The organism is Aquimarina sp. I32.4 (assembly GCF_002924285.1).
Lineage (GTDB): Bacteria > Bacteroidota > Bacteroidia > Flavobacteriales > Flavobacteriaceae > Aquimarina.
Window position 1 is genome coordinate 31,183 of the sequence record NZ_PGUB01000023.1, and the last position, 22,012, is coordinate 53,194.

The window sequence follows — 22,012 nt, forward strand, 5'->3', positions numbered from 1 at the left end:
TAATAAGATAGAATTAAACTATTAATTTGACTGTATGTATGATATCAAATCTGGAGAACCTTTATTAAAAGGAATAGTATGTATTGTAGTAACTACAAGTTTAAACTGATAGATAATAGCCTCATAAATACAAGAAAATAATTGTAAGAGAATAGATTTTAATAGTCTAGTAGTACGATTTATTCTACTTAAAAAGAACCTTAAATCCTGTAATTCATCAATATCCTTAAGCCTAGATAGGAGTTTAATATGTACCCCAGAGGCAGATATTTTTTTAATAAGAGATTTTGATAATAGCCTTGTTTGCCAAGGTAATTGTATAAAAGAGTCTTTTTCAAAATCTGATCTATCAAGCCCCAGAAGGTAGATGCCACCATCTATAGATGGACCAACAACCATAGTATTGTGCATCAATTTATGACTAGTATCAATAAGGTAAGATGCAGTTAGATTTGGACTATCATTACCAATGGTAATAATTTTTTGATATCCTTTTTCAAAAAGATCTTCTATAGCATTGGCAAAACGTTCTCCAAAAGTAGTACCATGTTGCTCTTTCTCTGAATATATAGCATAAGGAAGCCCTGTTTTACGAACCTCGGTAAGAGTTTTTTTATTAAAATGATCAAACAACTGTTGTCCATGTACTAAATGCTTGTGTTTCAATTCTTCTTGAGAAGAATTGGCAAATACAAGGATAGCTATTTGCTTTTGATGGTTTGGCAATGGATTCTCAATTTTCATTTTGGAACTAATACCGTCGTAATGATTAGGTAGTACTTACAAAAAGTAAAATTATTATTTTAAAAAACACAAACCAATGGTTATCGCTTTTATATATAGCGAAACAATTTTACTACCTCTATTTATCCAAAAACACGATGCCCCATTTTTCCCCAATCAAATAATAGAAACAGGATGGTATTAATGCTATCCTTAAGACGTTTGCGTATTAGAGAAAAAGCCTTGGTGATATGAGCTTCTACAGTTTTGATATTGATATTAAGATGATTAGATATTTCTAGATTTGTAAGTCCTTCTTTTTTACTTAATTCAAAAATTTGTTTGCATTTAGGAGGAAGCTCTTGTATTGCATGTTTAACCATATTAATGAGTTTTTCCATCATTTCATGATCTTCTTTCTCTACAAAAGAATTAAGATATTCGATGTATTTTTTTTCTATTTTGGTTACTGCTTTGGTTTTTCGATATTGATCAATAAACTCATTATAAGTGAGTCGATATAAATAATTTTGTAATGAAAAATTTATATTAAGCAGTTTTCTTTTTTCCCATATTTTGATAAAAACATTCTGTACGATATCCTGAGATTTCATAGTATCGTTTATCAAACTATCTGCATAAACACAAAGTGTGTGGTGGTATGTATCTATTAGATAATTATAAGCTTTCTCATCTCCTTTTTTCAAAAACAACATAAGTGTTGCTTCATCTTTAAAACACTGTTTCATACTCTTTTCTAGATAAAATTATACAATAGACATAGCAGGTTTTAATAGCATTCTTAAGAAACAAATGTAATGTTAAAAAAAATAAAAAAAAATTAACAAAAAAGGTAGGGTATTCGTAATGAGCCTCGTAATAAGGGTATGATATCCAAAAAAACAGAAGAACTTATTATAAAATATATGGCCGCATCAATTTCTGCAATAGAGCTTGATGTGTTGTCAGAATGGTTAGAAAATACAGGTAACAAAAAAATATTTAATGAGTATATCAAAATTAATTATGCAATCCGTCATAATATGAATCAATATGATGCAGAACAAACTAAAAAGATCATTGCAAAAAAGATTAAAAATGATCGTAGGAGATTTAATTTTCAAATAATATCTAAATACGCTGCTGTCATAGTACTATTGATTTCCATGCCTTTTGTTTATAAATATTATGACAACGATGTAGAGGCAATTATAGAACCAGGAACAAACAAGGCGATATTAAGTCTAGAAGATGGAAAACAAATATTTTTGGAAAAAGGAAAAGAGTATCACTATCAGAATAGAGTAAGTAATGGTGAAGAATTGGTATATAGAGAGACCTCTTCAGGCAAAGAATTGAAATATAATTACCTTACCATTCCTAGGGGAGGACGCTTTTTTATACACCTGTCTGATGGAACCAAAGTGTGGTTAAATTCAGAAACCAAATTAAAGTACCCAGTAAGTTTTATCAAAGGGCAACCCAGAGAGGTAGAACTGGTTTATGGAGAAGCTTATTTTGATGTATCCCATAGCACACTTCATAACGGAGATGCTTTTAAGGTGCATACGCAAATACAAAATATCGAGGTATTGGGAACAGAATTCAATATTAAAGCATATCAAAACGAAGAGTCCTTGTATACTACATTGATTAAAGGAAGAGTAGCTATCGATAATGGTATTTTGAGCAAGTTTTTGAACTCAGGGCAACAAGCCATAGTCAATATTCAAAATGAGCAATTAAAAATAATAGATGGTATAGATACAACTCCCGAGATCGCATGGAAAAACAATTTTTTCATGTTTGACAAGCAAAAACTAGGCAGCATGATGAAAACCTTGTCTCGATGGTATGATATTGAAGTAGTATTTGAAAATGAAGAAGCTAAAAACATCATTTTTTCAGGAATATTGAGTAGAGAATATAATATAGAAGAGCTATTAGAAAATATAGAAAAAACCAATGAAGTACATTTTAAAATAGATAACAAGAAAATAACAATACAATAAAAAAAGGAATAAAGCTAGAACCGTCCAAAGTAGTAGCTGAATTCCCTTTACTCGAAATTAATTAAATAATTGTTTAACTAATTGAAATGCTAATTTATGAAATTTAAATTGACTAAGCCTTTGGTTTATTATAACCCAAGGTGCCTAAAAATGATTATGAGAACCTTTTTGTTTTTTTATTGTGCGGTTGTATTTAGTTTTAATCCTCATAATGGATTTTCTCAAAATACCAATATTATAATTGATGTAAACAAAACTGTATCTGTTGAGCAAATTTTCAAATTGATCAAAGAACAGACTGAGTATCAATTTGTATACAGATATGACCTTATTAAGGATGCTCCTCGGGTTTTTCTTGAAAGAGGAGTTATCAAAGCTGGGATGTTATTAAAAAAAGGGCTTGCACCCATTTCATGTACATATGAATTTAATAACAATACCGTTATTGTTAAGCGAAAGGTAATTTCAAAAACAGTAGATGTACAAGATATTGTAATAAAGGGACTTGTTACAGATTCTAATAAAATGCCCTTGCCAGGTGTTGCTGTTGTTTATAAGGAAAAATTAGATATAGGTACTACAACAGATTTTGATGGGCAATACGAAATTTCTATACCCAAGAATAAAAAAAGTACCTTATTGTTTTCATCAATTGGATATATAACTCAGGAAATTGAAATTCAGAATCAAAGCCAGATAAATGTAGTCTTACAAGAAAATACTACTCAATTGGAACAAATAGTCTTAGTAGGGTATGGTAGTAAAAGCAGGTCAGAGGTTTCTACTTCGATATCCTCAGTTAAAGGAGAAAGTATCCAACAAAATAGTATTGGTAATACAAGTTTTGACAGGGCTTTGGGAGGATTATTACCAGGCGTAGTGATCAAACAAACTTCTGGGGCTCCTGGTAGTAATGTTGATATCAATATACGAGGAATTACTTCTCCTTTCTCTGATGGTGATAATAATCCTCTTTTTGTGATAGATGGAGTACCATTTCAAGTAAATCCAGCATTTACTTTTAGAGATGAAACTGAGTTTGTAGAGATAGAGAACCCTCTGCTTTCCATCAACCCCAATGATATCGAGAGTATTGATGTATTGAAGGATGCAGCAGCAACTGCTATTTATGGCTCTAGAGGAGCCAATGGGGTTATTCTTGTGAAGACAAAAAAGGGAAAAAAAAACGAGAAAATGGAAATAACATTTTCTACCTCTTCTGTGTTTGGTAAACCTGTGAGTACATTACATTATTTAGATACCAACGACTATAAAACATATATCGATCAAGTACTGGAACAATCCACTTTATTTGCAAATTTGAATGACTCATATAGTATTTTTGGAGTTGCAGGATATGATAATATGGGAGATTTATCAATAGATTTTGGCAGTTCCCCATTTGTGTTAGCTTATAATGGACTTAATGAAGATTGGTTTGATAAAGAAGATGTGAATTGGGCAGATGAGGTGTATAGAGGTATGTCATATACACAACAGCATAATTTATCATTACGAGGAGGAAACGAAAATACAAGTTATACATTTTCATTAGGTCATACTAATCAAGAAGGCTTACTTAAAAAAGAACGCTATAAACAGTATAATTTTAGATTAGGAATAGATAGTAAGCTTAATAAAATAGTATCTGTGGGAGCAACAGCTAATATTGGGTATTCAAAAAATGTGTCTGGTTATGTAGTAAGTAGTAGTGGAGATAATCTTAATTCTTTATTAAACGCAAGGCCCGATATTGCCCCATTAGATGCCAATGGTAGTTTTAATAGATTACCAATTAAATTATTTGGAACTTTTGAAGGAGAATCAGCTAATCCTTTGGCTGTAGTAACGGGAAATACTAATACCAGAAAGGGGCTGACATTATTAGGGAATATGTATGCAAGTTTAGAGCTTTTTAAAGGTTTTATACTACGATCAGATGTTAATCTATCAATGTTTTCTACGGATAGTGATATTTTTCAGCCAGCTTCTATAGTTTTAGATATTGTTCCTGCTTTTGGACCAAATGAATCTCGATTAACTATGGCTAATGCGGTAAATACAAATTTGATAACAAATATTACCACAAATTATTCAAAAAAACTCGAAAAGCATACACTAGATGCTTTAGCTGGTTTTGCTTGGGATAGAACAACTACTGATAGAAGCTTGTTTTATTTTGTTGGGTTTCCTGATGATGAGGTATTAACTAATATTACAAATGCAGATGATTTATTAGTAAAATCAGGATCTAAGATAGAAACAGGGTTAAATTCTATTTTTAGTCGGTTGTCTTATAACTATGCCAATAAATATTTTATGACAGTAAATTTTAGAAGTGATAAGTCAATTAAATTTGGTCCAAGTAATCAAAGGGCTTATTTCCCATCTATAGCAGCAAGTTGGGATATTTCTAAGGAGAATTTTTTGATTAATAGCACTATTGTAAATAACATGAGAGTACGATTTGGTATTGGTAGATCAGGATCAAATAATATCGGAGATTTTGAGTATTTGCAATTTTTTAACACACCATTTAGAGAAGGAGCATTTTATGCAGGTAATCCTGCGGTTGGTTTGACTGGGGTATTGCCAAATCAAAATATCAAATGGGCAATTACTGATGAAACAAATTTTGGATTAAATTTTGGGTTGTTTAATAACCGTTTGAGAGGTAGTGTAGATGTGTATAACAGAAAAACAAGAGGTGCGCTGATGAATTCTCCATATCCGTTAGAAAGTGGGGCTGGTTCTTTTCTGGCAAATGTAGCAGATTTAACCAATAAGGGTATTGAAATAGAATTTGGAGGCGATATTGTTAGAAATAAAGACCTTAGATGGTCGGCGAATATAAATTTGGCGCAAAATAAGAATACGCTAGATAAATTTAATGAAGAAGGATTGAATTCATTTTTGATAGATTTTTATGAAGTAGGCAAAGAAGTAAATTTGATAAAAGGTTGGGTAGTTGAAGATATTTTTCAGGATCAATCAGAAATAGATCAGCTCAATGCCAATGCTTCTGATGGTTTTTATCAAGAACCAGGTACAGCAATTGGAGATTATAAATATGTTGATCTTAATGGAGATGGAGAAATCACTATAGATGATAGAAAGGTATTAGGGAGTTCTCAGGTAAATTTCTTTGGAGGGTTTAATACTTCAATCAGGTACAAAAGGTTAGAGTTTTCATCATTTTTTAATTTCTCCCAAGGAGGTGAAGCTACATTGTTTTCTGATGCTGCTTCTTTAGGGATATTCGAACCTCATAATAATATACAAGAAAGATTTTTTGATCGTTGGACTCCTGATAATACTACTGCACAATATCCGAGAGCAATTATTCAAGATCCTAATGGTAATTCAAGGCGATCAGACAGATTGGTTTATGACACCTCGTTTTTGAGATTAAAAAGTATGCAATTCAAATATGATATATCTGGACAGGTTCTTAATAGTCTGGGCCTAACCAAAGCTTTTATTTATGTAACAGGTTCTAATATTTGGACATGGACTGATTTCCCTGGGATTGACCCTGAAGCAACAGGGCAAATTTCCAGTTTTGGATCTACAAATAGTAGGAATCCTTACCCATTGACAAAAACATGGTCACTAGGTTTTAGTGTTACATTCTAAATTCTAAAAAAAAAGTATTATGAAACAGAAAAACATAAAAATAGTAATATACATTTTTATAGTATTGTCAACTATTGGATGTAGTATAGATGATATTACACCACTTAATTTACTGACAGAAGAAAATGTAGTACAGGATGAGGCTTCAGCTGAAGCTTTGTTAAATAGAGTTTATAATTTACAGAGGAGTTTTGAATATTCTTGGGTATTATCGGGGATGACTTTATCTGGAACAGAACAAGACAGAATTAATGGATTTTTTAATGATGAAGGATTTGCTACTAATAATGTTTTGGATACTAATGGTACTATTCTAGGGGCTTATATTATCTTTTACAATATTATCAACCACGCAAATTTTTTAATAGATCAGCTGGAAGCAGGAAAAGCTCCTGATCTATCAGAAACTAGAAAGAAGGAAATGATTGCAGAAGCAAGGTTATTCAGAGCGTTAAGCCATTTTAATTTGTTACGACATTTTGGAAAATTCTATGATCTAAGCTCTGATTTAGGTATTGTAGTTAGCTCCAGTCCTATAAATGAAGCTGTATATCTAGAACGTAATACAGTACAGGAAACCTATAGGTCTATTGTAGAAGATTTACAATTTACGGTATTAAACGCTCCTTCTGGCCGGGAGCATTATTATGTCAATAGTACTTTTGCTCAAAGTCTATTGGCCAAAGTTTATTTGTACATGGGGAACTTTGATAATGCCGCGGCAACATCTTTAAATGTAATAAATAATACAGATACTTTTAGTCTAGAACCAGTGTATGAGGATATTTTTTCAAAACGTTGGAAATCTTCAGAAGTCTTATTTGCACCTTTTGTAGATGGTAGTACTGAAAAAGGGCCTCCTATATTTTTTGGAATTAATGTAATGTCTCCTTCATCATTGTTTAGGGTTTTGGCAGACGATCAGGATGGAGTTTCTAATGATGGAGATATAGCAACCAATAGCTCTGGATATGATCCCAGATTTATGTTTGCTTATAATGTAAATACATTAGAAACAACAGGAAATGGGAAATATCCATTTGTTGACTTTTCCTTGAACGATGATCAAGGTAATACATTTTATTATATGAGAATGGCAGAAGTATATTTAATATATGCAGAAGCAGAAGCAAGAAGAAGTGGAGGTGTCTTATCAGACGCTTTACAAAGACTAAATCAAATAAGAAACAGAGCAGGAGTAGCTCCAAAAAAATTGGTAAATCAGATAAACTTGTTAGAAGATATACGAAACGAAAAAATGTTGGAGCTTTTTACCGAAAGTGCAGAAACATGGTTTGATTTAGTAAGATATGATAGGCTAGGAGAGTTGAATATAGTAGATTTTAAGCCATCGATAGCTACAGAAAATAAACTAATCCTACCCATTCCAAGAAATGCTTTGTCAGGAAATAATCTATTAGTTCCGAATCCATAAAAAAAAAGGAGGTTATCTATATGTCAAATAGCAATTGTTTTATGTATAGTAATCACACCAATAAATATTCAAGAAACATATAAAAATGATTATAATGAAATTATTAAAGAGAGGCATCTTAGGTAGTATACTATTTATGGTTTTAATCGCATGTCAAAATAAACCTAAGAAATTTGTTATTAAAGGATGGGTTGAAGGAGAAGTCAAAATTGATAGTGTCTTATTAAGAACTGAGATAGACTACGATACGAAAATAGCATCGATCAAAGTACAAGGAAACACTTTTGTAATAGAAGGAGAATTAGAGAGAGAGTGCATAGCTATAGTTTTGGTAAAGGGAAAAGAACAAAAATTTCAACTACGAGAAAAAATGATTTTGGAAAATGACACCTATGATTTTATTGTTAAGAATGATGAATTAAAAATTAGAGGAGGGGATTTGAATACTGCAATATATGGGTATAAGGAATTATCAGAATATGATGAGTTAATAAAAAATAAGGATAAGGTTTTGGATAGTGTTTTTAAAGACTATGAATCGTTTAAGATGGATAAAAAGGCTGTTACTAATGCAAGAAAAGCGAGTGATGAAGCACTAGATAAAGTTTGGGGATTTACAACTAACTATTTAGAAAATGTGATAAAGGGAAATACAACAACATTAGAGAAGTTATACGCCTTGTCTATACTAGTGGGTTCTGAGGAGTTTGGTTTTGAGAAAAGCCTTTCAATATTGGATGAATATGAGAAAAAATTGGGGAATCATCCACAAATTTCTTTTCTACAAGAAGAAATGAACAAGGTTTTAGAGGTTGAAAAAATACAAAAAAAACTATCAATCGGGGCAGTTTATATAGATGTAGAAGCAGATAAAGAAGATGGGACTCAACTAAAATTATCAGAAATAATTACTAAAAATAAATATACATTATTAGATTTCTGGGCAAGTTGGTGCGGTCCTTGTAGAGGAGAATTTCCTCATTTAAAGAAAGCATATAAAAAATATCATGATCAAGGGTTTGAAATATATGCTTTGTCACTGGATGAAAAGAGAGAAGATTGGATAAAAGCTATGCAAGAAGAGAACGTGCCTTGGATAGATGTGGTAGATCATGAAGCTTATAATGGAAAAGCCGGAACAGATTATGCCATAAGAGGGATACCAATGAATTATTTAATAGATTCTGAGGGTAAAATAGTGGGTAAAAGACTTAGAGAGTGGGCTTTGGATGAAAAATTGGAGGAATTATTTGGAGAGTAAATAAGATTGTCTACGGAGCAAATATAATAGTTGTTTTTTGTTAATTAGTTTGCTGTCAGGGTGTTAAGGGGGTATTTAAATTGAATAGTGAAGTGGTTTATGCTTTTTTTAACGTATCTATTATAAGGGTATTACCTTTTTTAGACGTATTAATAAGTATACATATAAAGTTTAAAAAAGATGAGATACCTAAATAATAAGTTACAAGATTTTTATTTGTTGAAGAGCCTTGATTTTGTATGACTTTTTATTAGAGTTTATCCTAAATAAGAAATAATTACCTATAAAACCTTTATACATCTTTGTTTTCATTGTCTGATATAGATTAGTTACCTAAAAAAGATTATAAAGTTTTAGTCTGAGGGTTACCTTAGTCAGTGACCCTCTTTAAAAAAAAAATAAAAATGAAAAAACCAAAAATATTAATGAAAATCAACTCTACTGTAGTAATAATGTTACTTTTTGCCTTTTGCATACAAGTAAACAGTCAATCCATAAACCTAAAGCAGGCATTACCCATTGATCAAAGCATACGAAAAGGAGTGTTGCTTAACGGAATGACCTATTATATTAAAAGTACTGATGTAGTAAAAGATGCAGCCAGTTATTATATCATCCAAAATGTAGGATCTATTTTAGAAAATGATGACCAGCAAGGACTGGCACATTTTTTAGAGCATATGGCATTTAATGGAACCAAAAATTTTAAAGGAAAGGGGATTCTCAACACCCTACAAAAACACGGAGCAGTTTTCGGAAAAGATATTAATGCGTATACTTCTTTTGATGAAACCGTATATAACCTAGATAACATTCCAGTTAAAGATGGTTTGGTAGACACCTGTTTATTGATATTACATGACTGGTCTAATTATTTATCACTTACAGAAGAAGAAATAGATGCAGAGCGAGGGGTAATCAAAGAAGAGTGGAGAACTCGACAAAGCGGACAAATGCGTTTGCTTGAAGCTTCATTGCCTACCATGTTTAATCATTCTAAATATGCAAAACGCATGCCTATAGGTTTGATGGATATTGTAGAGAATTTTGAATATAAGGCTCTTCGTGATTTTTATCATGATTGGTACAGGACAGATTTACAAGCAATAGCAATAGTTGGAGATATTAATGTAGAGGAGATAGAGAAAAAAATAAAAGCAAGGTTTTCTAGCATACCAGCAGTCAAAAAACCTAGAGAACGTTTTGTAGTTACTATTCCTGATAATAAAGAACTGTTGTATAATCTGGGAATGGATCCAGAGGTATCTACAGCTTCAATTGGATTTGGAATTCGACATAAAAAACCATCAGATGCTAATACTGTAGGAGGTCTAAAAAGAGCATTGCTAGAAAATATGGCAATGACCATGTTGTCTTCCAGAATCAGAGAAAAAGCCCAAAAACCAGAAGCTACATTTTTAAGAGCAGGAATTGGATACGGAGGCTCTTCTAGGACCAATAATACGTTGAATGTGCGTATTGCACCCAAACCAGAAAAACAACAAGCAGCTTTTGCAGAGGTGCTTACAGAGATAGTAAGAGCCGTAAAACATGGATATACACAATCAGAAATTGATAGAACCATAGCTCAGTTTGTGAATAGCTATGAAACGCAAATTGCAGCAAAGAATGACCAGCCACATGGTAGTATCATCAATGTGATACAGAATAACTATCTAGAGCAGGTAGAGATGACTGATATAGAAAAAGAATATGCTTTAGCAAAACAGATTTTTGCAATGATTACTCCACAAGAATTACATCAAACGATACAAAGCTTATATACACCTACCAATAGGATGTTGAATGTTACTGGGGTAAAAGGGAAAAATAACGTAACTAAAACAGAAGCATTACAGATTATAAAAGAAGTAGAGAACTCATCAGATATCAAACCATATACAGAAGCTTTTGATGGGAAAACCTTGATTTCGGGAGTATCTATCAAAGAAGGGAAAGTAGAGGAGGTTAAAAAAAATAAGGAATTAGGTTCCTCCACATTTATACTAAGTAACGGAGTAAAAGTACACTATAAGTTTACTGATAAAGAAAAAAATAGTGTAGCATTACAAGCAATTAGTTATGGAGGTAAATCCTTGATCAAGGATAGCGACTTACCATCAGCAGAACTATTAGGAGATTTGATATCAATGTCTGGTGTGGGAGAGTATTCCGCAACAGAATTACAAAAAGTTCTGGCAGGAAAAACCGTAAGATTTGGCCCAGGACTGGGTAAAATTACAGAAAGTTTAGGTGGATCATCTACCACAAAAGATGTAGAGACAATGTTACAATTGGCATATTTGTATTTTGTAAAACCTCGTTTTGATAAGGAGGCATATCAGGTATTGCAAGGGTCAATTGATAATTTCTTGTTACAAAAAAGCAAAAATATAAAATCTCAAATGAGTGATAGCCTTACTGTAACACTATACGGAGAAGATCACCCCAGATTAAAAATATTTACCAAAGAATATGCAAGTAAGGTTTCATTTGATAAAATAAAAGAAATCTACACCAGTAGATTCAATAATGCAGCAGATTTTGAATTTTACATGGTGGGAGATATAAAACCCGAAACATTACAACCATTGCTAGCTAAGTATATAGCAAGTTTACCTGTAAAAAACACAAAAGAAAAGTTTAAAGATAATAATCTACAATGGGCCAATAAGAAGATTGATAAGGATATATATATAGACATGGAAGATCCTAAAACCAATGTAAATATATCCCTAAAAACACCTTTGGAGTATACCATCAAAAACAGATTGCTTACAAGTGCGTTGAGTGATGTCTTACAATTACGTCTTACAGAAACATTAAGAGAAGAAGAAGGAGGAGTATATAGCCCAAGTGCAAGAGGTAGTATGCAAAAAGAACCTAAATCTCAAAGCAGTATCTCTGTTTCTTTTGATTGCAACCCCGATTTAGCCGAAAAACTAATTACTATTGTACATGCAGAACTCAATAAAATAGCAGAAGGAAAGATCAATCAGGAAGATCTAGATAAAACTCTTACAAATTTTCTTAAAGAACGTGAGCAGGAAAAAAGCTATAACAGTTATGATATGCAATCATTGTTATCATTCTATAGAGATGGATATAACAGAAATGACCCTAAAAATTTTGAAAACATAGTAACTACCATATCCCAAAAAGATATTCAGGAGTTTACAAAAGAGATGCTTAAAAAAGCAGATACATATGAGGTAGTTTTTAAGCCAAAGCAATCATAATTTACATTACAAAATAATGCCTGTTTAAATAAGAAACCAAGGTGGTTGAAATGACCAAAGGGAGACGGTGTTTTTAATCTCCAGAGGTTTCTGTAAAAGAATAATAAATATATGAAGAGAATTGTAATGATAGTAGCGTTGTTTTGTTTTTTCATAAGCAATGCACAAATACACGATCCAGTAAGGTGGTCTACATCCGTAGAAAAAGTTTCAGATAACCTGTATGATTTGGTGGTCAAAGCAACTATAGAAGATAATTGGCATTTATACGCTCAGCAAGTACCAAAAAATGGGCCTATACCTACTATTTTTACATTTGAGGAGGCAAAAAAGTTGTATAAGCTTGTCGAAGATACAAAAGAAGGAACAGGAACAACTATAGACGATCCTGTGTTTGGTATGAAGATCAAATATTTTGGGCATAAAGCAATATTCAAACAACGTGTTAAATTGCTAAAACCATCAGGAGTGATTACAGCAATAGTTGAGTTTATGGTATGCAATGACACACAATGTTTGCCTCCCACAGAAGTTGATTTAAGTTTTACGATTTCTAATCAGGTATCGGGGGCAGTGGTGCCTGCCGAAAAAAAAAAAGAAAAATTAAAAAAGAAAAACAATCAACTTGTTGATAAAGATCAGGTAACTGATAAGAGTGGAAAAAAGTCTTCTGCACAGTTAGATAAAGGAAATACCAAGAATACCACCAAACATAAATCAGATAATAGCTTTTTAGGAATATTTTTTATAGCCTTCTTATCTGGTTTTGCAGCACTACTGACCCCCTGTGTATTCCCCATGATACCCATGACAGTCAGTTTTTTTACCAAGCAAAGTAAAAATAAAACTCAAGGAATTAAAAATGCCATACTCTATGGAGTTTCAATTGTTGTGATCTATGTATTATTAGGATCAGCAGTAACAGGAATTTTTGGAGCAGACGCATTAAATGCATTAGCAACCAATGTGTGGTTCAATATTATATTCTTTTTACTACTAGTTGTTTTTGCAGTTTCTTTTTTAGGGGCTTTTGAGATTATGTTACCCAATTCATGGGCAAACAAAGTAGATTCACAAGCCAATAAAGGAGGAATTATAGGCATCTTTTTTATGGCCTTGGCATTAGCTATTGTCTCTTTTTCATGCACAGGGCCAATTGTAGGTACATTATTGGTAGAAGCAGCTTCAAAAGGAGGATTGGCACCAATCATAGGAATGTTAGGTTTTTCTTTGGCAATCGCTTTACCATTTGCATTATTTGCTGCTTTTCCTGGATGGTTAAACTCACTTCCAAAATCAGGAGGCTGGTTAAACACTGTAAAAGTAGTATTAGGATTTCTTGAATTAGCACTCGCATTCAAATTTTTATCACAAGCAGATCTGGTATTACAATTACACTGGTTAGAACGAGAAGTGTTTTTAGCCATTTGGATTGCAGTTTTTGCCACACTTACCCTATATCTTTTCGGAAAAATACAATTACCACATGACTCACCCCTTACTCATATCTCTGTAGGTCGGTTGAGTTTAGGGCTTCTTGCACTCACATTTACTATATATATGATACCAGGGTTATGGGGAGCCCCATTAAATTTAATTAGTGCATTTCCACCACCACAACATTATAGTGAATCCCCTTATGGAGTTGGGTACACAAAAGTAGGAGAAGGGGCAATTTCTGTTCATAAAGAAATACCAGAAGGAGCACACCTGATGGAGCCTCATGATATCCTAGCTTTTAACGATTATGACAAAGGAGTAGCCTATGCCAGAAAAATAGGCAAACCCATAATGATAGACTTTACAGGGTGGGCTTGTGTAAACTGCCGTAAGATGGAACAGAATGTATGGCCTAAACCTGAAGTGCTGGATATTTTAAAAAACAAAGTAGTACTAATCTCTTTATATGTAGACGACAAAAGACCTCTGCCAAAAGATCAAATAATAGCCTCCAAATTAAGACCAGGAAAAAAAATAAAATACATAGGTCAAAAATGGAGCGAATTACAAACTATAAAATACAAAGCAAACTCTCAACCCTATTATGTGTTAATGGATCATGACGAAAATAACCTTATTGACCCTGTAGCATATACCCCAGATGTAGAGGAATACCTGAATTGGTTGAATAGTGGGGTTTCTAATTTTGATAAATAAAAATATAACAATGAAAAAACTTGTAATAGCACTGATTGCAATAGCAGTTACAGCATCATGTACAAAAGAGGTCACCAAAGATTATGTCACATTATCAGGAAAAATAACGGATAAAAACTCAGACTCTCTCATGATAGTCACTAGAGGGTTTAAAAAAGTAATCAAAGTAAATGAAGACGGAAGCTTTAAGGATACACTAAAAGTAGCGGCAGGAAAACATACGTTTTTTGATGGAAAAGAGCAGACCACTATGTATCTGAAAAATGGATACGATGTACAGATTACATTAGATACCAAGCAATTTGATGAAACTATAATCTATAATGGTATAGGAGCTGATGCTAGCAATTATTTGGCTAAAAGAGCGTTGATGGAAGAAGAAAGTTTAAGAGATTCTGCACTATTTGATCTCGATACATCTGGTTTTGATAAAAAAGTAGATGAGGTTACTAATAATTTTAGGCAATTATTACAAGCCACAAAGGATTTGGATTCTACATTTATTGCCAATGAGGAAAAAGATTTTGAAGTAATGAAAAAAGAACTGGTAGGTAGTTTTAAGCAAAAACAGTTTTTAAATAACTTAAAAGGACAGCATTCGCCACAGTTTGTAGATTACGAAAATTATAATGGAGGCACTACTTCACTTGATGATTTAAAAGGAAAGTATGTATATATAGACTTATGGGCGACTTGGTGTGGGCCATGTAAAGCCGAGATACCTTATCTCAAAGAAGTAGAAATGGCCTATCATGATAAAAACATAGAATTTGTAAGTATTTCTCTCGATCAAGAAAAAGATAACCAGAAATGGAGAGATATGATAGAAGAGAAAGAATTAACAGGAGTACAATTGATTGCCGATAAAGACTTCAAATCCCAATTTATAGAAAAATATAAAGTAATGGGAATTCCAAGATTCATATTACTAGACCCAGAAGGTAAAATCATATCAGCATCAGCACCAAGGCCGTCAGATGCAAAATTAAACGAACTTTTTAGCAAACTAAACATTTAAACATAGTTGATTTTTGTTAGTTGAGTGAGAATCGCTTTGATCTGACTAATCAAAGTGGTTCTTTCTTCTCAATAGAGGAAATGCAGAATGAATACCCCTTGATATATAGTGCTTTATAAAGTGTTCATGTCTTGGGTTAGGCATGCTATTTCCAAAAAGTAATACCACACATACTTAGATATTCAATAAAACAAATCGAACCATAAAAACAAAAACATGGCTAAAAACATAGATGCTGTAGTAGGAAACACTCCTCTGGCAGAAATTCACTTTACATACAAGCAAGTACCACGAGTTATATATGCCAAATTAGAGAATTTTAATATGACTGGTAGTATTAAGGATAGAATGGCATATCATATTATCAAAAAATCATATGCTACAGGAGAATTAAAAAAAGGAGATGAGATAGTAGAAGCCACAAGTGGTAATACAGGTATTGCTTTTGCGGCAATAGGAAAAGCATTAGGTCATCCAGTAAAAATATTTATGCCAGATTGGATGAGTAAGGAACGAATCGATATCATCAAGAATTTTGGTGCTACCATACGATTAGTCAATAGTGAAGAAGGAGGTTTTTTGGGGAGTATAGCCATGACGCAAGAGTATGCAAAAAAAACACCCAACGTATTTTTGCCTTGTCAATTTGATAATACCTGTAATAGTGAAGCACATTACAAATCAACAGGCCCCGAAATTTATGAGCAACTAGAACAGATAAATAAAAGAATAGACGCTTTTGTTGCAGGAGTAGGTACAGGAGGTACCGTTATGGGAGTAGGCAAGTACCTTAGAGAAAAAGACGCAAAGATTGTGATACACCCTTTAGAACCCTCTAATTCCCCGACCTTGACAACAGGTCACAAAGTGGGTTCTCATAGAATTCAAGGCATCTCAGATGAATTTATACCTTCAATAGTCAAGCTCAAAGAATTAGACAGCATCATACAAGTTGATGATGGTGATGCTATTATTATGGCTCAAAAATTAGCAAAAGAAATAGGGTTAGGAGTAGGGATATCCTCTGGAGCAAACTTTTTGGGGGCAGTAGTAGCACAGAGTAATTTATCAAGCAAAGCGGTGGTAGCGACCGTTTTTAGTGATAGTAATAAAAAATATTTAAGCACAGATATATGTAAAGAAGAGCCTATTAAATCAAACTTTATTTCATCAGATATAGAGTTAAAAGAATTTAAGATTATACCTCCTTTAGAAAAACATAAAAAGAGCGATATAAATCTGTAAATATTAATGAGAAAGATATCAGGAATTGTTTTTTCCTTTAAACAATAATAAATAGTTTTGTTTATAATCTTTTTCATAAGAACTTATGGCTATACAAACACAAAAAATCCCTGTAACTATAATTACAGGATTTCTAGGCTCAGGAAAAACTACTTTGATACATCAAATTGCTAAAAATGCCAATGGCAGACGATTAGCAATCATTGTCAATGAGTTTGGAGAATTAGGAATGGATGGAGAAATCCTAAAAGGGAATGACTGCGGTTGCGATGAAGAAAATATATTAGAATTGAGTAACGGTTGCCTTTGTTGTACAGTACAAGAAGAATTTTTGCCAACCATGTTACAATTGATGGAGCGCAAACAAGATATTGATCACATTATTATAGAAACCTCAGGATTGGCATTGCCAAAACCATTGCTAAAAGCCTTTAATTGGCCTGATCTCAAACCACAAATTACAGTAGATGCAGTTATTACTGTAGTAGATTCTGTAGGGCAGGCAACAGGAGAAATTTGTGATCGAGATAAAGTACAATCGCAAAGATTAGACGATGAGAACCTAGATCATGAATCCTCTATAGAAGAACTGTTTGAAGATCAGTTGTCTTGTGCAGATTTGATTGTAATGACCAAATCAGACCTTATTAATAATGAGGAGTATATAGAAGTACGAGACATTATTCAAAAACGAGTGGGGTCAAAAATTAAATTGATTTCTGCAGTAAAAGGAGATATACCTGTAGACGTATTATTGGGTATAGACGCAAAAGCAGAAGATCATGTAGATAGCAAACACTCTCATCATGAAGCGCATCACCATCACCATGATCATGATCACGACCATGAACATCATCATCATGACCACGAACATGATGAAACCATTAACTCTATTGTTATAGAAATCAAAGCCCCACACACTCCAACAGTTTTGGTAAATACCCTAAAAGAGCTAGTAGCAGAATACCCAATATATAGAATAAAAGGAATCATACATGTACCAGGTAAACCAATGCGTATGATTGTACAAGGAGTAGCAAGCAGGTTCGAAAACTATTTTGATAGAAAATGGGCAGAAGGAGAAACCAAAGCCACGCAACTGGTGATTATTGGTGAAAAACTTGAAGAGCAGAAAATAGTACAGGCCATAGAAGAAAAACTAATGGCAGGAGCCCAGGTATAACTGTATTACTTGATAGAGATCAATATACTAATTAAAAAAACCGTACGCTGTGAAAATATATACACGCAAAGGAGATACAGGTAAAACAGGAGTTTTTGGAGGCAAAAGAGAATACAAAGACTCAGCCCGTATAGAATGTAATGGAGCCTTGGATGAAGCAAACTCTACCATAGGATTATTACGATCCAAATTAGATAATGACCATGAATGGCAACAGAATTTGCATAAAATCCAGAAAGATCTGATGGATATGATGTCACATTTGGCAAGACCATCAGACTCTAAAAAAGAAAACCCAAATCCTAGACCTGTAGATGGAGCCGATTTTTGTGAGCAATGGATGGATGATATGGAAGCAAATATAAGCTCCCCTTCAGACTATTTCTTATTACCAGGCGGAAACGAAATCTCTGCATTATGTCATGTATGCAGAACTCAAATCAGAAGAGGAGAACGCAGATTAGTAACACTCATGCATGAAGACCCCGAATCTGTAGAAGACTATGTAATCGCCTATGTAAACCGATTGTCTGATTTGTTTTTTACAATGGCCAGAGCAGAAATGGACAAAGCAGGAGTTGCAGAAGAAAAATGGCAGCTATTTTTATATAAGAGAAAAAAGAAAAAAACATCATAGATTTGCATACAATTCATGGGATAGCTATGGGGCCTGGTGATCCCGAATTGCTAACGCTCAAAGCCCTGAGAATATTAAAAGAAGCAGATCTTATTTTTTATCCAGGGTCTATTACCAAAGGGCAAAAAAAAAGTTTTGTATATCCTATATTACAATATCACGGGTTAGAAGACAAAGAGCTAATAGGCTTTTTTCTAAAAATGTCTAATAATAGAGAAGAAGCCACAGAAACATATGCCGCGACAGTAAAAAAAATTGAAGCAGCATATCACTCAGGAAAAAGAATAGCTATTGTATGTGAAGGAGATATCAGTTTGTATGCCTCTTTCTCTTACCTGTTAGCACAATTACAAGAATCAAAACTGCCAATATCTTTGGTTCCTGGTATAAATTCTTTTTCAATGGGAGCGGCACAACATCAAGTACCATTAAGTTTGCTTAATGATAAAATAGCAATAGTACCAAGAGTAAAAAATATAGAAGAAATTACTCAGTATTTTAGTGATTTTGATACCATTGTACTGATGAAGATCAGATCGGGGTGGAGTAATTTTTATCCAGAACTATTACAAAAGAACTGGAACTATTATTATTGTGAACGATTAGGTACACAAGAAGAATATATCACAACCGATATCACCACATTAGAACATAGAGAAATTCCTTATTTCTCATTAATGATAATTAAGAAATAATACGATAACAATAATCGTTAAACACAAAGATCAGATGATCAAAGTTGTAGGGTTAGGCCCCGGACATTCAGACTATATAATCCCAATGGCAACACAAGCCATATCACAAGCCACAGTAATTATTGGCTATCATTATTACTTTCAGTTTATACAACATCTCATACAACCTGATGCATTATGCATCGGTAAAGAACTGAGCGAAGAAGAAAAAAGAGCAGATATCGCCATACAACACGCCCTAGAAGGAGAAGATGTAGTGGTGATCGGTTCTGGTGATGCAAGTATATATGCAATGGCATCTATTGTATATCAAAAAGTAGCAGAGCAACAAGTAGATGTCCCAGTAGAAACAGTACCAGGGATATCGGCATTTATCACCGCAGGAAGCAAGCTAGGAGCTATTTTAGGACATGATTTCTGTTGCATCTCATTATCAGATTTGATGACCCCATGGACCACCATACAAAAACGAATCCATGCGGCCGCTATGGGAGATTTTGTAACAGGGCTATACAATCCCAGAAGTAAAAAACGTTATTGGCAATTACAAACCTTAAAGGAGATATACCTGCAATATCGTTCTGCGGCAACACCCGTAGCCATATGCAAGCAATTAGGACGCGTAGAAGAAGAAATTAAAATCACTACCCTAGGAGACTTTGATATAAATGAGGTAGATATGTTTTGTGTCGTATTGATAGGAAACAGTCAAACATTTAGGCATAAAGACAATCTAGTAACCCCAAGAGGATATCTAAACAGAAAACCAGAAACAGGAGAAGAGATACAGCAAGCCAGCTTTAGAGAGATACTCAATAATATACCCTCAAACTCACTAGCCAGTGATGCTTTATGGGCAGCCATACGATGTATTCATACCTCAGGAGACTTTGAGTATATCAACTATTTGCAAACCTCAGAAAAAGCCATAGCAAATTGGCATGAATATCTCAAGAACGGAGGAACTATTGTAACAGATGTAACCATGGTACAAGCAGGAATCACCAAAGCATATACTACCAAATATAAAAATCAGGTAATCTGTATGCTCAATGATAAAGAAGCCCTAGAAGTAGCCGCAAAAGAAGGGTTGACACGCTCACAAGCAGGGATAAAGGTAGCCGTAAAAAAATATCCAGATGCCCTATTTGTAATCGGTAATGCACCCACCGCATTAATCGAGATAGTAGACCAGATACAAGAAGGAACACTATCACCCGCAGGAGTCATTGGCGCACCAGTAGGGTTTATCAATGTAATAGAATCCAAAGAAAGACTCAAGACGATACAACACCTGCCATACGCATTGATTACTGAGAAACGAGGAGGAAGCAATTTTGCGGCCGCCATAGTCAATGCCGCATTTACACTCGACGAAGCAAAAATATAAGAAAATATGAAGGAGCCACAACGTATTTTTACCAATGAAGAACAACAACTACTAGAAGAAATACTAATGCATCGCAGAGATGTACGAGGAAATCACTTTCTCGATACACCCATATCTCAGGAAGCCATAGATAAAATTATTGATGCAGGATTAACCGCTCCTTCCGTTGGGTTCTCACAACCATGGGAATTTGTATTGATCAAAGATCAAGAAACAAAGCAAGCCATAAAAGAAACCTTTTCTGAGGAAACAGCCCGTGCCGCCATGCAATTTGCAGATGAGAAACAACGAGAATATATCAAGCTCAAACTAGAAGGTATTTTAGAATCCCCTCTCAATATGGCAGTATTTTATAAGCCCAAAGGAGAACCCGTACTAGGACAAACCAGTATGCCTAACATGGGGAAATACAGTGTCGTCTGTGCCATTCAAAATATGTGGCTTATGGCAAGGTCATTAAATATAGGAATGGGGTGGGTAAGCATCCTTGATCCAGAAAAAGTAAAACAAATACTAGGAGCTCCCCAAGAAAATCAATTAATAGGATATCTCTGTTTTGGATATACCGATATGTTCTATAACCAACCAGAATTAGAACTAAAAAAATGGGACAGAAGAAAGCTTACAAAAGAAGTAGTGATTCATGAGAAATATACATGATGATTAGTATCTGCTATTGTTATACATAGTCAAAACCTCACTACTCACCACCTCATTTTTTATCCTCCCAGCACAGGCTGGGAAACAAGGCGTACTCATTGCGTCGTGATAGGTTCCTGTCTACACTCACTATTCTTCAGAATAACAAATGAACTGAAATATAAAATGATAAAGTGAAAAAATATCGAACACCTAATACTGAACGCCCAACACCAAAGTTTTCGAATAACCATCAACAGTAACGGCTGTTTTATTTTTCTTCATTTCTAGAAACCACTCCACTATAGAAATGTTGGTATAGACCAAGAATTAAAGTGAAAAGAAGTTCGAGTTTTGTAGTAATACAATTTACGGATAAATTTTTCGTATATTTAAAGAATGGGTAAGCATATATTATTAGAAGTAAAAGAATCCTCAAGTCATTTACGGAATTTAATCAGAAAAGAGACTAATCCTAAAAATGTATTACGACTACAATCTTTGTTACATATTAGAGAATCAAGCTTTTCTACACAATCAGCCTTGGCAGAACATTTAGGATATCACGTTCGTAGTATGGAACTTTGGCTCAAGTTATATAAAGAAGGAGGTTTATTCGCCATGCTTTTGAATTCAAAAGAAAAACAGCAGCGCAAGCGAATCATTACTCCAGCTGTACACGATGGATTATCAAAACGACTTAATAATCCAGAGCAAGGTTTCCATAGTTACGTACAAGCGG

The 22,012-nt window shown here is 33.6% G+C and carries 16 protein-coding genes; 14 read left to right on the forward strand and 2 right to left on the reverse strand.

From position 1 onward, the window contains the following. Window positions 1-21 precede the first annotated feature (21 nt). A complete protein-coding gene (locus tag CVD18_RS07270; RefSeq protein ID WP_103864783.1) occupies window positions 22-744 on the reverse strand; it encodes a DUF2064 domain-containing protein in 723 nt (240 codons plus the stop codon). 122 nt (window positions 745-866) lie between these two features. Next, the gene (locus tag CVD18_RS07275) at window positions 867-1,472 is read right to left on the reverse strand and encodes an RNA polymerase sigma factor (RefSeq protein WP_199185054.1); all 606 of its coding nucleotides are present in this window, start codon (window positions 1,470-1,472) and stop codon (window positions 867-869) included. A gap of 177 nt (window positions 1,473-1,649) precedes the next feature. On the opposite strand from CVD18_RS07275, the gene CVD18_RS07280 reads away from it, so the two are divergent. The 14 genes from CVD18_RS07280 to CVD18_RS07345 all read left to right on the forward strand — a co-directional run. Then, window positions 1,650-2,735, forward strand: coding sequence for a FecR family protein (locus CVD18_RS07280; RefSeq protein WP_158250407.1), 1,086 nt, complete (start codon window positions 1,650-1,652; stop codon window positions 2,733-2,735). Between the two features lie 96 nt (window positions 2,736-2,831). Beyond that, window positions 2,832-6,371, forward strand: a complete 3,540-nt coding sequence (locus CVD18_RS07285; RefSeq protein ID WP_103864785.1) for a TonB-dependent receptor — start codon at window positions 2,832-2,834, stop codon at window positions 6,369-6,371. A gap of 19 nt (window positions 6,372-6,390) precedes the next feature. Next, a complete protein-coding gene (locus CVD18_RS07290; RefSeq protein ID WP_103864786.1) occupies window positions 6,391-7,806 on the forward strand; it encodes a RagB/SusD family nutrient uptake outer membrane protein in 1,416 nt (471 codons plus the stop codon). A 94-nt stretch (window positions 7,807-7,900) separates the two neighbouring features. Beyond that, on the forward strand, window positions 7,901-9,067 hold the full coding sequence (locus CVD18_RS07295) for a TlpA disulfide reductase family protein (protein ID WP_158250408.1): 1,167 nt from the start codon (window positions 7,901-7,903) through the stop codon (window positions 9,065-9,067). Between the two features lie 404 nt (window positions 9,068-9,471). Then, on the forward strand, window positions 9,472-12,306 hold the full coding sequence (locus CVD18_RS07300; protein ID WP_233194497.1) for a pitrilysin family protein: 2,835 nt from the start codon (window positions 9,472-9,474) through the stop codon (window positions 12,304-12,306). Window positions 12,307-12,417: 111 nt separating this feature from the next. Continuing rightward, window positions 12,418-14,463: a thioredoxin family protein gene (locus CVD18_RS07305; protein WP_103864788.1), complete on the forward strand. Its 2,046-nt coding sequence runs from the start codon at window positions 12,418-12,420 to the stop codon at window positions 14,461-14,463. Window positions 14,464-14,473: 10 nt separating this feature from the next. Next, window positions 14,474-15,481: a TlpA disulfide reductase family protein gene (locus tag CVD18_RS07310; RefSeq protein WP_103864798.1), complete on the forward strand. Its 1,008-nt coding sequence runs from the start codon at window positions 14,474-14,476 to the stop codon at window positions 15,479-15,481. Between the two features lie 216 nt (window positions 15,482-15,697). Continuing rightward, entirely contained in the window at window positions 15,698-16,726 is a 1,029-nt protein-coding gene (locus CVD18_RS07315) for a PLP-dependent cysteine synthase family protein (protein ID WP_103864789.1), read from the forward strand. 85 nt (window positions 16,727-16,811) lie between these two features. After that, window positions 16,812-17,909 carry a cobalamin biosynthesis protein CobW gene (gene cobW / locus CVD18_RS07320; protein ID WP_103864790.1) on the forward strand — a complete coding sequence of 366 codons (1,098 nt, stop codon included), beginning with the start codon at window positions 16,812-16,814 and terminating at the stop codon, window positions 17,907-17,909. Window positions 17,910-17,958: 49 nt separating this feature from the next. Then, a complete protein-coding gene (locus tag CVD18_RS07325; protein ID WP_103864791.1) occupies window positions 17,959-18,546 on the forward strand; it encodes a cob(I)yrinic acid a,c-diamide adenosyltransferase in 588 nt (195 codons plus the stop codon). A gap of 2 nt (window positions 18,547-18,548) precedes the next feature. Next, window positions 18,549-19,241, forward strand: a complete 693-nt coding sequence (gene cobI, locus CVD18_RS07330) for a precorrin-2 C(20)-methyltransferase (protein WP_103864792.1) — start codon at window positions 18,549-18,551, stop codon at window positions 19,239-19,241. 34 nt (window positions 19,242-19,275) lie between these two features. Next, the gene (cobJ, locus tag CVD18_RS07335) at window positions 19,276-20,631 is read left to right on the forward strand and encodes a precorrin-3B C(17)-methyltransferase (RefSeq protein ID WP_103864793.1); all 1,356 of its coding nucleotides are present in this window, start codon (window positions 19,276-19,278) and stop codon (window positions 20,629-20,631) included. A 6-nt stretch (window positions 20,632-20,637) separates the two neighbouring features. Beyond that, window positions 20,638-21,291, forward strand: coding sequence for a 5,6-dimethylbenzimidazole synthase (gene bluB, locus CVD18_RS07340; RefSeq protein ID WP_103864794.1), 654 nt, complete (start codon window positions 20,638-20,640; stop codon window positions 21,289-21,291). A 378-nt stretch (window positions 21,292-21,669) separates the two neighbouring features. Next, window positions 21,670-22,012, forward strand: a 343-nt coding sequence (locus tag CVD18_RS07345) for a transposase (RefSeq protein ID WP_103864054.1), incomplete at its 3' end; no start/stop codon positions are given.